This window comes from Pirellulales bacterium, assembly GCA_035533075.1.
Taxonomy (GTDB): Bacteria; Planctomycetota; Planctomycetia; order Pirellulales; family JAICIG01; genus DASSFG01.
The window spans coordinates 1-13,743 of sequence record DATLUO010000091.1 but is presented as its reverse complement, the minus strand read 5'-3'; the positions used below and the strand labels follow the sequence as shown (position 1 = coordinate 13,743).

Annotated in this window: 11 protein-coding genes; 5 read left to right on the top strand and 6 right to left on the bottom strand. The window is 63.4% G+C overall.

The features are described 5' to 3' along the window. Window positions 1-7: 7 nt before the first annotated feature. The 3 genes from VNH11_12175 to metG all read right to left on the bottom strand — a co-directional run bounded on the left by VNH11_12175 (window position 8) and on the right by metG (window position 4,838). Window positions 8-1,363, bottom strand: coding sequence for an aspartate aminotransferase family protein (locus VNH11_12175; GenBank protein HVA47115.1), 1,356 nt, complete (start codon window positions 1,361-1,363; stop codon window positions 8-10). An 870-nt stretch (window positions 1,364-2,233) separates the two neighbouring features. Beyond that, window positions 2,234-2,635, bottom strand: coding sequence for a hypothetical protein (locus tag VNH11_12170; protein HVA47114.1), 402 nt, complete (start codon window positions 2,633-2,635; stop codon window positions 2,234-2,236). Window positions 2,636-2,789: 154 nt separating this feature from the next. Continuing rightward, a complete protein-coding gene (metG, locus tag VNH11_12165; GenBank protein HVA47113.1) occupies window positions 2,790-4,838 on the bottom strand; it encodes a methionine--tRNA ligase in 2,049 nt (682 codons plus the stop codon). Window positions 4,839-5,053: 215 nt separating this feature from the next. Between metG and VNH11_12160 the strand changes: the two genes are divergently transcribed. Continuing rightward, the gene (locus VNH11_12160; GenBank protein HVA47112.1) at window positions 5,054-5,338 is read left to right on the top strand and encodes a DUF433 domain-containing protein; all 285 of its coding nucleotides are present in this window, start codon (window positions 5,054-5,056) and stop codon (window positions 5,336-5,338) included. A gap of 15 nt (window positions 5,339-5,353) precedes the next feature. On the opposite strand, the gene VNH11_12155 is transcribed toward VNH11_12160, so the two are convergent. The 3 genes from VNH11_12155 to VNH11_12145 form a co-directional block, all read right to left on the bottom strand. Then, window positions 5,354-6,094: an MBL fold metallo-hydrolase gene (locus VNH11_12155; GenBank protein ID HVA47111.1), complete on the bottom strand. Its 741-nt coding sequence runs from the start codon at window positions 6,092-6,094 to the stop codon at window positions 5,354-5,356. 24 nt (window positions 6,095-6,118) lie between these two features. Next, a complete protein-coding gene (locus tag VNH11_12150) occupies window positions 6,119-7,003 on the bottom strand; it encodes a sugar phosphate isomerase/epimerase family protein (GenBank protein HVA47110.1) in 885 nt (294 codons plus the stop codon). A 78-nt stretch (window positions 7,004-7,081) separates the two neighbouring features. Then, complete coding sequence (locus tag VNH11_12145) at window positions 7,082-9,145, bottom strand: glycosyltransferase family 39 protein (GenBank protein ID HVA47109.1); 2,064 nt, start codon at window positions 9,143-9,145, stop codon at window positions 7,082-7,084. A gap of 363 nt (window positions 9,146-9,508) precedes the next feature. On the opposite strand from VNH11_12145, the gene VNH11_12140 reads away from it, so the two are divergent. The 4 genes from VNH11_12140 to VNH11_12125 all read left to right on the top strand — a co-directional run. Continuing rightward, on the top strand, window positions 9,509-10,189 hold the full coding sequence (locus tag VNH11_12140) for a hypothetical protein (protein HVA47108.1): 681 nt from the start codon (window positions 9,509-9,511) through the stop codon (window positions 10,187-10,189). Between the two features lie 413 nt (window positions 10,190-10,602). Further along, complete coding sequence (locus VNH11_12135; GenBank protein ID HVA47107.1) at window positions 10,603-11,658, top strand: hypothetical protein; 1,056 nt, start codon at window positions 10,603-10,605, stop codon at window positions 11,656-11,658. Between the two features lie 16 nt (window positions 11,659-11,674). Then, window positions 11,675-12,286, top strand: a complete 612-nt coding sequence (locus tag VNH11_12130; GenBank protein ID HVA47106.1) for a cysteine peptidase family C39 domain-containing protein — start codon at window positions 11,675-11,677, stop codon at window positions 12,284-12,286. Between the two features lie 511 nt (window positions 12,287-12,797). Continuing rightward, a partial coding sequence (locus tag VNH11_12125) for a hypothetical protein (protein HVA47105.1) occupies window positions 12,798-13,743 on the top strand: 946 nt, incomplete at its 3' end.

Sequence of the window (13,743 nt, the reverse complement as noted above, 5' to 3'; positions counted from 1 at the left end):
GAGACCGTCATGGGCCCAACACGGCCTGGATCGAGTCACCTAGAATCTCGACCATCCGGTCGATCTGGGCATCGGTGGTGACAAAGCAAGGGGCAAGGTTGTAAACGTCGCCGCGCAGCCGGGTGAAGAGGCCCCGCTCTTGCGTCGCAGCATACACGCGAGGTCCAACCTGCTCGGCCGCGGGAAACTCGGCTTTCGTCGTTTTATCGGCCACCAACTCGACGGCGCACATCAACCCCAGCCCGCGCACATCGCCCACGTGGGGATGCGAGCCGAGCGTCCGAAGACCTTCGAGCAACCGCCGGCCGAGTGCGCCGGCCTGCGCGACAAGCCCCTCGCGCTCGATGATCGCGAGGTTAACAAGCGCGACGGCGCAGCCGACCGGATGCCCGGAGTAGGTGAAGGCATGCATCCAGGTGCGATCGCCGGCCGCGCCGTCGATCGCGGCGCCGATGCGGTCGCTGACGCCGATGCCGCCCAGCGGAAAATAGCCGCTGGTGATTCCTTTGGCGAAGCTCACGATATCCGGCTCGATGCCGTAGCGCGAAAGGGCGAACCACTCGCCCGTCCGGCCGAATCCGGTGATGACCTCGTCGGCGATCAAGAGCACGCCGTAGCGGTCGCAGATCTCGCGAACGCGCGGCCAGTAGTCGTCAGGAGGCACGATCACGCCGCCGGCGCCCTGCACCGGCTCGCCCAGAAACGCGGCCACCGTGTCGCGACCCTCGCGCAGGATGGCCGCTTCGAGCAAGTCGGCCGCCTGTTGACCCGCAGTCCGCGAGTCATTTGGGGAGGCCTGGAAACGATAGGGATACGGGCTCTCGATCTGGACGAAACCGGGCGTGCGCGGCTCGAACATCGGCCAGTACGACGCGATGCCGGTCGCCGACATGGCGGCCAGCGTCACGCCATGATAGCCCCAGACGCGGCTGACGATCTTGTACTTGTCGGGCTGGCCGGCGACCTTCCAGTAGTAGCGGGCGGTCTTGAAGGCCGATTCGTTCGACTCGGCCCCGCCGGAGGTAAAGTAGAAGCGGTTGATGCCGGGGTAACCGAGCCCCGCGAGCCGCTCGGCCAGCGCGATGGCCGGGCGGTTCGTGCTGCCGGCGTAGCACGAGGCGTAGGCGAGTTCGTTCATCTGCCGCGCGGCGGCATCGGCCAATTCGCGGCGGCCATGTCCGGCGACGACGTTCCAAAGTCCGGCCAGCCCGTCGAGATACTCCTTGCCATCCTGGTCGACCAGCACCGCCCCGTGGCCCCGGACCCAAACATGGGCCCGGGCCTGCGCCTCGCGGTTATGGAGCGAGTGGAGCAGGTGGGCTTGATCTCGCGAACGGTCGTCGCCAGGTATCGGCAGTGGCATGGGGGGAAGTCCGGTGGGTACAAGGATCCGATTGTAGCGTCCGCCACCGATCAATTCGACGCTCAGCGGATCTTTCGCCGAGTACGGCATCGTCTTGGATCGAGCCCGCGGTCTGCTCAAAGAAGCCAGGCGGCCAACCCGAGCCCGGCTCCGAAGCGTCAGGCACCGGCCGCACCAGGACGGTAACTTGGTAACGCCGCTTCGCTCCATCGACCGGGATTGCGAGGTGCAGCATCCGATCATCGCCGGCCTGTTGAATTGTCTCGACCTTGTGCATCACGAACGTCGTCTCCCGTTAGGCATCGCGTCAACCGCATCCACATCATATGGCGCGGCCGGCTAACCGCGAGTCCTTGGTGCAGAGTGGAGGTCAATGGGGGGTTACGACACGGCATGCCGTCGGACGATCGACGACCAGCCCGCGGAGACACAACGAGACGCCACATGGCGGTTCGCATGAACAGCATTACGCCACCTCTGCCATGTCCCCGGAACCCAACGCTCACGGGTTCACGGCTGCCAGATCACGATGGTTCAACGGCGATTCGCCTGGCGGCACAGGCCGCCTGGTAGGTGATGTCCAGGTCGATCGGCAGGCCAAGCGCGGGCGTGATCCAAAGAGGAAGTGTCGGCAAAGCCTGGCCCAGAATCTGTCAGTTTACCCGCGCCAGAAGGTGCGACGCAGGCCAAACAGACGCCTGTCGAAACCGTGGCGCCCCCTAAAGCAGGAATGGTACCGAAGGGAAAGAAGGACGTGGTAATCAAGCATACGCACGATGGCCGCCGCTGATAAGTCCCCCTTTCCGGCTGCCACGGCTCGATTCATCGGCGATTCCCAGAAGTAGCGTTGCAGCGCGGCCAGAAACCGGTTTACTTCGACTTGCTGCTGGCCGGCTTGGTGTGCGTCCGCGGCCCGAAGCTGGCGGACGACCCGCCCAACGTCTTCATCGACTTGTCTGGATCCTTGCCCAGTTCCAACGCACGCAGATACTTTTGGGCCGGCCCTTTTTCCTTGCCGTCGATCTTGCCGTTCTTGTTGGTGTCGAACCGCTTCATGAAAGCGTCGTACTGTTCCTTCTGCTGCTTTTGATAGATGGCCATCTGCTGTTGCGTCCACTTCATTTGGGCCTGGGCGACCTTCATATACATCCGCATCGCCCCTGAGCCTCCGCGGGCAACGGCGTTCGATTCGAGCAGGCACACGATGGCAACAACAAGGGCACCGGCCAGCAAGCGGCGAGCGTGACGGTCGAAAAGGCGGGCGACGGTCATGGAAGGCTCCTTTCAGAAAGGCGGGGAAGGTTATGCTTAGTATCCACAATATCGGTCCCTAATGCAATTGAATCGGCGGCGCAGACCGAGGCCGCAACCCTTAAAAGTCCGTAATCGTAGGTCCGGCGGTTGGTCTGGACATATATGGCGATCACTAATGCACGCGCTGCCCCGGCTTGGCGCCCTCGTCGGGCCGCAGCAAGAACACCTCTTCGCCGCCGGGTCCGCTGGCCACCACCATCCCCTCGCTGGTGCCGAACTGCATCTGCCGCGGGGCCAGATTGGCCACGCACACGACGAGCTGGCCCACCAGTTCTTCAGGTTTGTAGGCGCTCTTGATGCCGGCGAACACGTTCCGCCGCATATCGCCGCCCAGGCTCAAAGTGAGCCGTAACAGCTTTTTCGCCTTGGGCACCTCTTCGGCCGCCACGACGCGGGCAATCCGCAAATCGACCTTGGCGAACTCGTCGTAGCTGATCTGGCCCAACAGCGGCTCGGCTGCCAACGGCTCCGGGCCGTCGACCAGTTGGGCCGCGCTTGCGGGCCCGCTTGTCTCAGCGGTTTGCGGCGCTTCTTCTTTGCTCTCGTCAATCATGGCTTTCACCTGTTTGGTTTCTACACGTTGCATCAGATGCTCGAATTCGCTGACGGGCGTGCCGACCAGCGGCTGGCCCGCGTCGCTCCAACGCTCGATCGGCTTGCCGAAGAGCTTGCCCGTCTGCTCGGCCAGCCGGGGCAAGACCGGGGTCAGATAGACTACCAACTGCCGAAACAGATTCAGCGACACCGTGCAAACCTGCCGCAGTTGCTCGGCGTGATTCGCTCCCTTCAGGCTCCAAGGAGCGGCGTCTTCGACGTACTTGTTGGCGCGATCGGCCAGCAGCATGATTTGCCGCATGGCCCGGTTGTAGTCGCAGGCATCGTAGCTGGCCGCAATCTCGCCGCCGGCGGCCGCCGCCTGCGCGAACAGCCCGCCGTCGTCGGGATAGCTTGCCGCCAGACCCGTCTCGCGCACGAAGCGGGCCGTGCGGCTGGCCAGGTTCACCGCTTTGCCCACCAGATCGCCGTTCACCTTGGCCACGAACTCAGCAAGATTCAGGTCCAGGTCGTCGAGCTTGGGCACCAGCTTGGTGGCATAGTAATAGCGCAGGTAGGCCGGATCGAGGTGCTTCAGGTAGGTCGAAGCGCGAACGAACGTGCCCTTGGTCTTCGACATTTTTTCGCCGCCCACCGTCAAGAAGCCGTGAATGTGGACTTTCCGCGGCAGGTTGAAGCCTGACGCCTTGAGCATCACCGGCCAGAAGAGCGTGTGGAAATAGGTGATGTCCTTGCCGATGAAATGGTGGATTTCGGTCTGGTCGCTGCGCCACCACGAATCGAACTCTTCGCCCTGCCTGACGCACCACTCTTTGCTCGAGGCGATGTAGCCGATGGGCGCGTCGAACCAAACATACCAGTAATGGCCCGGCGCGTCGGAAATCTCGAACCCGAAATACGGCGCGGGGCGCGAAACATCCCAGTCGCGCAGCGGCTCGGAGAGAAACGCCCCGGCCAGCCAGTGGGCCACGTCGGGCTGCAAATGATCGCCCGTCTGAGTCCACTCCTGCAAAAAGCCGTGCAGTTGTTCCGTGTTGACGAACAGGTGCTTCGACGAGCGCAGCTCCGGTTTGGCCCCGCTCAGCGTACTGACCGGGTCGATCAGCTCGCTGGGGCTGTAGGTGTGGCCGTTGTCGCAACTGTCGCCATATTGGTTCGGCAGCTTGCACTTGGGACACGTTCCTTTGACGAAGCGGTCGGCCAGAAAGGTGTTGGCGACGGGGTCGAAAAGCTGCGTCACCTCGCGTTCGAAGATCAGTCCGGCTTTGCGCAAGGCGGCCCAAATCTCGGCGCACAGCCCGCGGTTTTCGGGGCTGTGCGTGCTGCCGTAGTTGTCGAACACGATCTGGAAGCCCGCGAAATCGCGCTGGTGGGCCGCTTTCATGTCGGCGATCACGGCCTCTTCGTTGCGGCCTTCCTGCCGGGCACGAATCATGATGGCCGTGCCGTGCGTATCGTCGGCGCAGATATAGACGCAACGATGGCCGGCCAGCTTCTGGAAGCGCACCCAGATATCGGTCTGGATGTACTCGACCAGATGGCCGATGTGGATGTGGCCATTGGCATAGGGGAGTGCGCTGGTGACAAGAATTCGACGCTGGCTCATGCATGCTCCGGGGACCGGCTACACTGGGCGACACCCGCCGCGGGCGGCAGGTTCGCCGTCCTGGCAACGCGGGCGAACCACCGATTATGCCGTAACGGCCGCGACTTGCCTATGTTCCGACAACCAATTTGCTTACGATACGCTCAACCTTGGCGAAGCCGTGCCGAAAACCGAAGTCACGACGATCGCATGGGCATGCGTGATGGCTGCGGGACGTGTCGCCGGGCATCTGCGGCGGGCGGCCCTGCATCGCCGGGCACCGCATCCGCGTACAAGACATCGTCGTCATGCATGAAATGCGTGGCATGTCGCCCAAGGAAATCCTGGCGGAGTATCCGAGCATCACGCTTTCCGATATCCACGCGGCACTGGCTTACTATTTCGATCACGAGGACGACATCCAAGAAGATTTCCGCAAAGAGGATGATCTCTACGACTGGGGAAGGGCGAACGCTCCGTCAAAGATTCCCGCCGAGTTGAGAAAAAAGCTCGGTGGCTGACACGATCCGGTTTTACTAGAACTCGGCGACCGTGTTGTCTTCGGCAATGGTCGTGTCGCGAAAGATGGCCCGCGCCACGTCGAGCCCCACCGGGTCTTTGTCGACGATCAGCGGATTGAGGTGGACCAGCAGCAACCGCCCGACGCCCGCCTGTTTGGCCACCTGGGCCACCGGCGTGGTGTAACTGTGGCCGGTGAGCTTGGCCTGCTCGGAATAGTCGTCGGAAAAGTTGCACTCGTGGACCAACAGGTCGACGCCGCGAATCCGCTCGACGTAGCCGGCGGCCGGATCGGCCACGGTGTCGGTCACGTAGGCCATCGAATGGCCGGGCCAATCGAGCCTGAAACCGACCGTTTCGCCGGGGTGCGACAAGGGAAACGACGAGAGCGTCCCTCCGCGGGCCAACGGCACCGGCCCGGTGAGCGGCCGGTATTGACAGGGAAGTCCGACCGGAAAGAGCAACTCGTAGAGCAGGTGGTTCTGGATGGCGGCCACTTTTGCCGCCTCGGCATGAACGTCGACACGCTTCAGGTCGCGGCCATACAGCACGTCGAACAGGAACGTCAGCCCAAACACATGGTCGAGGTGCGTGTGCGTGAGAAAAATGTCCAACTCGTCGGTCAAAAGCCGCGGGCCGACGCGGAAGAAGCCGGTGCCCGCATCGAGCACCACGCCGACTTCGGGCAGCATGAAGCACGCCGTGTGGCGCGACTCATTGGGGTGATAACCGGCGGTTCCCAGCAGAGCCAGTTGCATGTTTCTCTTATATCCTGCCGCGGGTCACGTCGCCATCAACGGACTGAGGAAGGCGAACGCCTGGCGGGCGGCCTCCGGGCCGAGATGGCTGTGGCGGCTCAGCTCAACGTGAATGCCGCCCGCGTACCCGCTCTCTGAAAGATACCGCATGACGGGCGGAAAGTCGATTTCGCCCTCGCCGAACATCAGGTGTTCATGCCGGCCGGCCCGCATGTCTTCGAGATGGACGTTCACCAACCGCTCCGCATAACGGACCAGGTGATCCGTAATCGGCAGCTCGCCCAGGCACTGCAGGTGGCCGATGTCGAGCGTCAAGCGAAAGCGGTCGTGGTCCAGCCGCCGCGACAAATCGTCGAAGCGGGCCATGGTGTCGACGAACATGCCCGGTTCGGGTTCGAAGCCCAGCACGACGCCGCGCGCCTCGGCGTAGTCCAGCGTCTCGTGCAGGCCGCCGAGCAGGCGTTGCCAGACCGCCGCCTCGTCGGCCCCGTCGGCGGCGCCGTCGCGAACGACGCCCGACCAAAGCGAAACGCAGTCGCTCTCCAGCGCGTGGGCCGCATCGATGGCCCGCCTGAGAAAGTCGGTTCGCCGCTGGCGCCCCCGCGGGTCGCGCGAGACGAGCGTCGGCTCGTGTTTCGTCCTCGGATCGAGCAGGTAACGGGCACCGGTCTCGACGACACTGCGCATGTCAAGCCGCTCTAACAATTGCCGCATTTTGCGGAGCTGATCGTCGAAGTCGCCGGCGAACGGGTTCAGGGGACCATGGTCGAGCGTGAGTGCCACGCTGCGATAGCCGATCTCCGCCAGCAGTTCCACCGCCTCAAACGGATCATGATGAGCGAGGCCGTTGGTGTTGTAGCCGAGACGCATTGGGTGGGTGGCCTGAGGATTTCGGACGGGGTAGTACATCGCAGTATGCATCCTATTCAATATACCTCCGTCCGGAATTCCGGGTGGCCCGCGGCGAAACGCGTCAGCCCGGGATTCTCAGCCGCTGCGATGCCCGATAGCGCGGTCGCCGACGTGGTAAATGTAGATCGAATACCCGACCCTGGCCACGGGCTGAAAGCGGCGAAAGTAGCTGTAGGCGCCGCGTGCGAAGTGCGCGCGGCCGCCATGCCCGTCGAGCGCGTAGTGCGGATAGCCATAGAGAAAGTTGACGCTGATCGCGTACCAGCCCGGCGGGAGGTCGCTCGGCCGGACGGCAATTCCGGCCGGATCGTCCGGCGGGTGGTCTGCCGCGGGCGGCGGCGAGAACTCGATGCCGGCCAATCGCGGATCGATCGGCCCAAAATAGACCAGCCGCAGCGGCCGCGCTTCGGGATGCGCGTCGAGCCAGCGTTTGAGGTAGAGCAGGTCTTGTCCCCAATCGACCTGGGCGTCGATGAGGTGCGCGGGTCCGCCCAACGGCCCGCCCGCCAGTTCGTTGAAGTACGACATCCAGTGCGGCGCGTACCACAGACTGCCGCCGACCGACCAGGCCAGGAGGATCGCCGTCAACGCGGCGAGCGCGCGACCGCGTCTGTAGGGAACGCCCTCCGTGGCGTTCCGGGCGAACGAGCCAATTCCACAAGCCACGCTGCCGATCCAGATAAACACGAACGGAAAGACCGGCAACACATATCGGATGTACCTGCTGAAGCCGGTCTGCGAGCTGACCAACACCAGCACCACCGCCGCCGGCGCCAACAGCACCAGTTCGTCGGCCCATTTTGGATTTTCGATTTTGGATTTTGGATTGCGTGCTTCTCCCTCTCGTTCCGGGAGACGGCTGACGTGAGGAATGCTGTCTCCCTCTCCCTTCGGGAGAGGGCGCGGGTGAGGGTGCGCGGCGCCGCTTTCGGTCCGACGACTCCTTTTCCCGCGCCGCCAGTGTGTCACGCGCACTCCCACCGCCAGCAGGAACAGTCCCCAGGTGCCCAACGGCACCTTCAGGGCCAGCGCGTAGAGATACCAATACCACCAGCCGCGGTCCCGCCACTGGCCGCGCAAATACGACGGCTTGCCGACTTCGATATCGTGCCACTGCATATCGATGCCTTCGACGTAATCCTTCGGCAGCGGCAGAGGCATCCCTCCGCACCAACTTTTCGCAAACCGATTGCCGATCTGCGCCGCCCGCCCCGCCTCGTTGGCGCCTTTCAACGGGCGGCTGACGAACAGGTAATTGCGCAGCCGCGTGCCGCTGCCTTCGAAGTCGTAGCCCGCATTGATGCAGAACACGCCCAACGTCAATATCGCCACCAACTGTGCGTCCTCGTTGCAGAAGTCGTGAGACTTCCGGCTCTTTCCTGAACCCTGAACCCTGAACCCTGAACCCTTCTCTAGCGACTTTGGAGTTGTTTGTCTCCGCGCCGATCGAACAATCGCGGCGCAAACAACGGACCACGGACAACGGACCACGATCCAAAGCACGGCCCACAGCACGAACAACACCAACCAGGTCGTCTTGGTCAGCTCGGCCAGCCCCAGCACGATGCCCGCCACGAGCGCGCGGTCCCAGGCCGGATCCTTCAGCCATTTCCAGAAGCAGTAGCCCGCCGCCACACCAAGCGCCGTAGCCCAGGCGTCGGCATTGATGATCTGACCGTAGGCCAGCACGTTCGGGCAAAAGCACCACAGCGCGAGCGGCATGATGCCCGCCGCGTCGCCATACAACTCGCGGGCCCAGCGATAGCATACATAGCCGCCCAAGAGCACGATCGGGACGAGCGCCCAGCGGGCGAGCGTGACCAGCCAGAAGACGCGCTCGCCGTTGGCATGTACGAAGTCGTCCATGACGGTGAAGTCCGGCCGCGCGCCGACGCCCTCCGAGTAGTTGCTCCAATCGGTCTTGGCCCCGGAGGCGATGGCCGGCAGCGCCGCGACCATCCGCACCAGCGGCGGATTGACCTTGAACAACCGGAAGCGGCCCAGTTCCCAATGGCTGATTCCGGCGGCCAGGTGCGCGGCCTCATCCATCACCGGACTGTGCAGCGCCGCGCTCGTGAGCAGCATGAGCGCCTGAGCGGCCAGCGGGCAGACAACCGATATTCGGCGACGCAGCTTCATTCGCAGCGCATGATAACCGACCGTGTGGCTCCCGCGGAGTCCCGGCCCGCCGGGATCCCCGGGCCGCCACGAGGCTTCCGAACGCGAGCGCCGTCGCTTCCCTACCTTCTGGCCAAGCCGCGGGCGCCGCGCGGGCGGGGACCCTTGACACCGGCGGCGCAGAGGTTAGGATGACGGCCATGCCGTGAGCTTCGCGTGGTGGATTCACGGCCCCATATTTCACGAGCGAACCGTCACGCCGTCGGCGCGCGATCAATCAGTCTGCGACGCCCAGGCGCTTCGGTTCTCACCACTGAAAGCGGAGATCCCGTGACGGACGGCTCATCAGGGTGCGCGAGGGTTGGCGGCGATGGCCGCGCTGCCGTGCGGCTCGGCGAGCGATGGCGCGCCGGCGACGAGCGGCTGGTCGTTGCGGCGTTGCGCTGGGCGCATGCCAAGCTCGCGTCACTACTACGGCTGAAATACTTCGCGTCTCTATCGCGAGAGCAGGCCGACGGAATCGCTGTCTCGGCCGTCGAGCATGCCTGGGAGCGCCGCGCGGCGTTCGATACCAAAAAAGGCACGCTCAAGGGCTGGGTCTGGACGATAGCGGATCACCTGGCGCTCGAGGAGCTTGGCGCGCCGTGGCACAAGAAGCGGGATCGCGCGACGGCGGCCAGCGACGATTGGCAAACGGCCCTGCCGGACCCGCACGCGGCCGTCGACATCGAAGACGCCGCCACGGACGTTGCAGACATTCGGCCCGAAATACTGCAAGCGATGGATGACCGCCTTTCTTCCAATGAGGAAGCTGTTCTGCTGGCGGATGCGCGCTCCCCAGGCGGCATCGCGCCAGCGGCCGAACTCGCCACGGAGCTCGGCATCTCCCTCTCCGCCGTCTACGTGCATCGCTCGCGTGGAAAAAAAAGGCTTGGTCCCGAACTGGAAGCCCGCGGGCTCGCGCCAAAAGCACATGCTGCCAGCGGAGGGGATAGCGAGCCACGCGCAGAAACAATAGGTCGGGCCGGGTCTGGCGAATCCGACAAAAATGGAGCGGAAGTGTAAGGCCCTTCCGTATAGGTTAATAGAAGCGATGCAGGACGGCCGGACGCCGGACCGCGGCGGGGACACTTTGAACGAACGAGGTCGAATCCGATGGGCGAAGCAAGGCTCCCCTGGATGAAACGCTGCGCGTGGCTGCCGCATTTGGGCGGCGCCGGTATCGCCAGCCTTGGGCGTGCATGTCCGGATCGCGAGGTCGACCAACCTTCGCCGGACGGCGCATCGCGGCCGATCGCGGGACACTGCGCTATGCGGTGGTTGTTGAACGGAAGATGCTTCCGCGGGAGGCGGCTATGCGCTTAGCTTGCGAGCCGAACACCAGCGCCGTTGGCAGACCACGTCGCCTGTCGCGCCGGCAGTTGCTAGCGACCGGAGGAGCGGGGGTCCCGCTTTCTCTTGCGGCGGCGTGGGCAACCTTGCAATCGCCCTCGCTGGTTGTTCGCGAACAGCCGCGCAGTTTGCCGATGGTTCCGCTACGCGATACGCACAAGATGCTCTCGCCCGCGCTCATTAACCTCGTCAGGGACCGCCTCCGCTGGCGCGCTGAGATGGGCGTTTCGCACTTGCTTCACTGGATGCGCGTGTTCGCGGACCCTTCGTCCGAAGAGTTCATCCCGGACACCGCGCGCGAAGTCATATCGCTCCTAACCGACGCGCGGAAGATCGAGAGCCGGTTCGGACAGGCGGCTGTCATCGTCGAAACCGACCACGGCATTCGGTATCTGTCGGGCTTGGTGAACCGTAAGCTTCGCGTAGACTCAAGGCCTGCTCATCCATTTCAGGAACTGGCCGCATTTGCGGAGGCGGGCTTGCCCGCGTCAAAGCCCATATCGACTGCTTCGCGCACGCGCGTCCTGGGCGACGCGGTGCGCGATTGCCTGCTTAACGTGCAGCTTCGCGAGGGGCGAAGGGCGGAGCCGGAATGGGCACTGTGCGTCGCTGCGCATTACTCGGCAGTGGCGGCGTGGACAAACCGTTGGGGAGAGATGATTTCGCTCGATGGTTGGGCGTCGTTCCTCCTGGACCGAGAGCCGACGCGGTTTTGTTGCGGCGGAACGCACCTCCTTCAGTCACTGGCCCTTCTGCTGCGGTTGGCGCGTGGCAATGAGGATATTGCGCTGGGCCGCCGCATGTCAGAGCGCGTGCGTAACCGCTGCTCCGAACTCTCACGCTCGCTTGCGGACAGTCAGAGCCCCGAGGGCACATGGGGGGCGCATTGGATCAAAGGCGCGGCGACCGCCGATTATCGGCACCGTGACCTTCATATTACGGCGCATGTGATTGAGGCCCAACTCTACCTTCCTGAGGACCTGCGCATCGCCCACGACTCTGTGCGGCGCGCACTGAATTGCCTTGAGCGCGCCTTCACACTTGCTTCAGACGACGATGTGATGAGCGACTACTGCCCCTACAGCCACGCGGGACGTGTGCTGCTGCGTTGCAGCGCGACGCCCGGACGAAATAGGATCTGAGCCGATAGAGTTACCAATGCTTCCAAACGTGATTGTCGGCATCATGGCGCTAAGATCGCTCGGCGCGCCCGCCGAAGGGCGCGATGCAAAGCCCACGAACCTTGACTGGCGCGAGGCGGTGCGCTGCGGGCCGAATTGCCTGTACGTCATGCTTTTCATTTTCGGCAAGCGGGTCGACTATCCCAGCTTGGTCTCAGCGACCGAGGTGACCGACCGCGGCACCAGCGCGGCCGAGCTCATGCGCGTCGCGGAGCGTTTCGGCATTCGGTTGGCGGCGGTGCGCGCGGATGTCGGCGATGTGGAGCGGCTGCCACTTCCCGCAATCGTTCATTTTAAGGAAGCCGGCGACCGGGGTCACTACCTGTTATTACTTCGGATCGCCGCGGACGACACGTTCACGGTACTAGAATGCACGCGCGGCGAAATGCGGCAAATGTCACGCGGTGACTTTTACGACCTTTGGACCGGGGTGGCACTTGTCGAGCGGCGCGCTTGGAACAATTTGCTACTTGGCCAATTAGCCTATGCCTCTTCCGCCGGAGCCGCAGCGGTCACCCTCGCAGCCGCCTTCCTCGGTTGGAGCGGACTGCGCGAGAGGAAGCGTCCTACGGCTCCGATATCTTTTTAGCGAGCGGCGTTGTGTTGTATTGTATTGTATTGTATTGTACGGTTCACGGTTAGCTTCCGGCATTGCCTATTCTGAACGGAGGTTGTTATGCGATCTGTTTTGTGCATGGTCATCGGCGCGCTTGCCGCCGTTATTGGCTGTTTCCTATGCATCGCGGGCTTTCGGGCATCGGAGCTGTCTCCGAATGAAGCGGGGCAGGTATTCGGCGCGGGGAACGGTTGCTGCTCCGTTACGGAGACGACGCAGCCAGGGTGCGGCGGCCCGATCCCTCCGCTGAGTTATTGCGCATTCGTCGGTTTATACATAACATGGCCGGGAACAGCGGGCGGCCAGTGCATAAGTACGACCCAAAGCTGGTGCACCTTTGGCGTCGGTCCCTTTATGTGCGGTTCTTACTACGCGCCCGCCAGTTGCCCGCCGGGAAACTGTCGTTTTTCGCCTCTCAGGGGCGGGACGCCGGCCCTTTTCGCAGATGGCGTCACCGCACTTCGTTAGGGAGATTCGGGCGCTTATGAACCCCACATTAAGCTTTTGCATCATTGCGCATTTCGCGGTATTAGCGACGGACAACTTTGCCGTCGCCACGGCGGTCGATCTTGGTTCGATCCGTCAGCGTTATGTTAATGGAAACGCCAAATTAGCCACCGTCGACGTTCGCTGGAAGCATTCGAGTAGGTTGCTGCAACAGCGCCTGGCCGAAGGCGTGGACATCATTGCTCCGGACCGCGATTGTGATTGCCGCGCCGTGGTGAAGGGAGACAAGCGACTGTACGACGTTCGGTGTTTCGCTCCGGCCGGGCGTCAGATTCCGCAGGACTTCCGGCGGCGCGCACTTTGTTACGATGGGAAGTCGACTTGGGTGCTGCACGGGCCTGCCAATGCCACCGTTCATAGCGGCGATCGTCGGGCGCAGGCCAGGTACCTGGAGGAATTCCTCGCGTTGCAGGGGCATCCGACGGACCTCGGTTATCAGTTCTGGGCGCAGAGCGACCCAAACAAGCCCCCCGACCAACCGTTTTCCTGCGATGTCGCCGCAATTCTGGCAAACGGCGAGTACTTGGCGGTCGGAAACAGAGAGTTCCATGGGACGGATTGCGTGGTGATTTCGTCGAAGCAAGATCGCATTTTCCTCGACCCGAAACGCGGATATGCGATCGTCGGTCGCGAGGCGTGTTCACCGCAGGGGAGCATTTCGACGCGGTACGTCTGTGATGATTTTTTCGAGATAGGCGAGGGCCTTTGGCTGGCTAAGCGGATCGTTCTGGAAATGTTCGCGGGCGCGGATGTGTGGCTGCGCTTTCGATGCAGTATGCAGGACATCCGCTTCGATGTTGCCGACGACGCCTTCCGTTTGGATCTCGAGCCTGGAACGTTCGTCGGCGACACGAGGCATCTGGCCCCGCGCCCGGATGGCGGACTACCGGTCGTTGGCTATCACGTGCCCAGCGGCCCGGCCG

What these genes read in the sequence shown, in the direction of transcription:
- VNH11_12145 (HVA47109.1), bottom strand. Translation starts at nt 9,145, where the DNA reads ATGAAGCTGCGTCGCCGAATATCGGTTGTCTGCCCGCTGGCCGCTCAG.
- VNH11_12130 (HVA47106.1), top strand. Translation starts at nt 11,675, where the DNA reads ATGCTTCCAAACGTGATTGTCGGCATCATGGCGCTAAGATCGCTCGGC.
- VNH11_12170 (HVA47114.1), bottom strand. Translation starts at nt 2,635, where the DNA reads ATGACCGTCGCCCGCCTTTTCGACCGTCACGCTCGCCGCTTGCTGGCC.
- VNH11_12150 (HVA47110.1), bottom strand. Translation starts at nt 7,003, where the DNA reads ATGTACTACCCCGTCCGAAATCCTCAGGCCACCCACCCAATGCGTCTC.
- VNH11_12155 (HVA47111.1), bottom strand. Translation starts at nt 6,094, where the DNA reads ATGCAACTGGCTCTGCTGGGAACCGCCGGTTATCACCCCAATGAGTCG.
- VNH11_12175 (HVA47115.1), bottom strand. Translation starts at nt 1,363, where the DNA reads ATGCCACTGCCGATACCTGGCGACGACCGTTCGCGAGATCAAGCCCAC.
- metG (HVA47113.1), bottom strand. Translation starts at nt 4,838, where the DNA reads ATGAGCCAGCGTCGAATTCTTGTCACCAGCGCACTCCCCTATGCCAAT.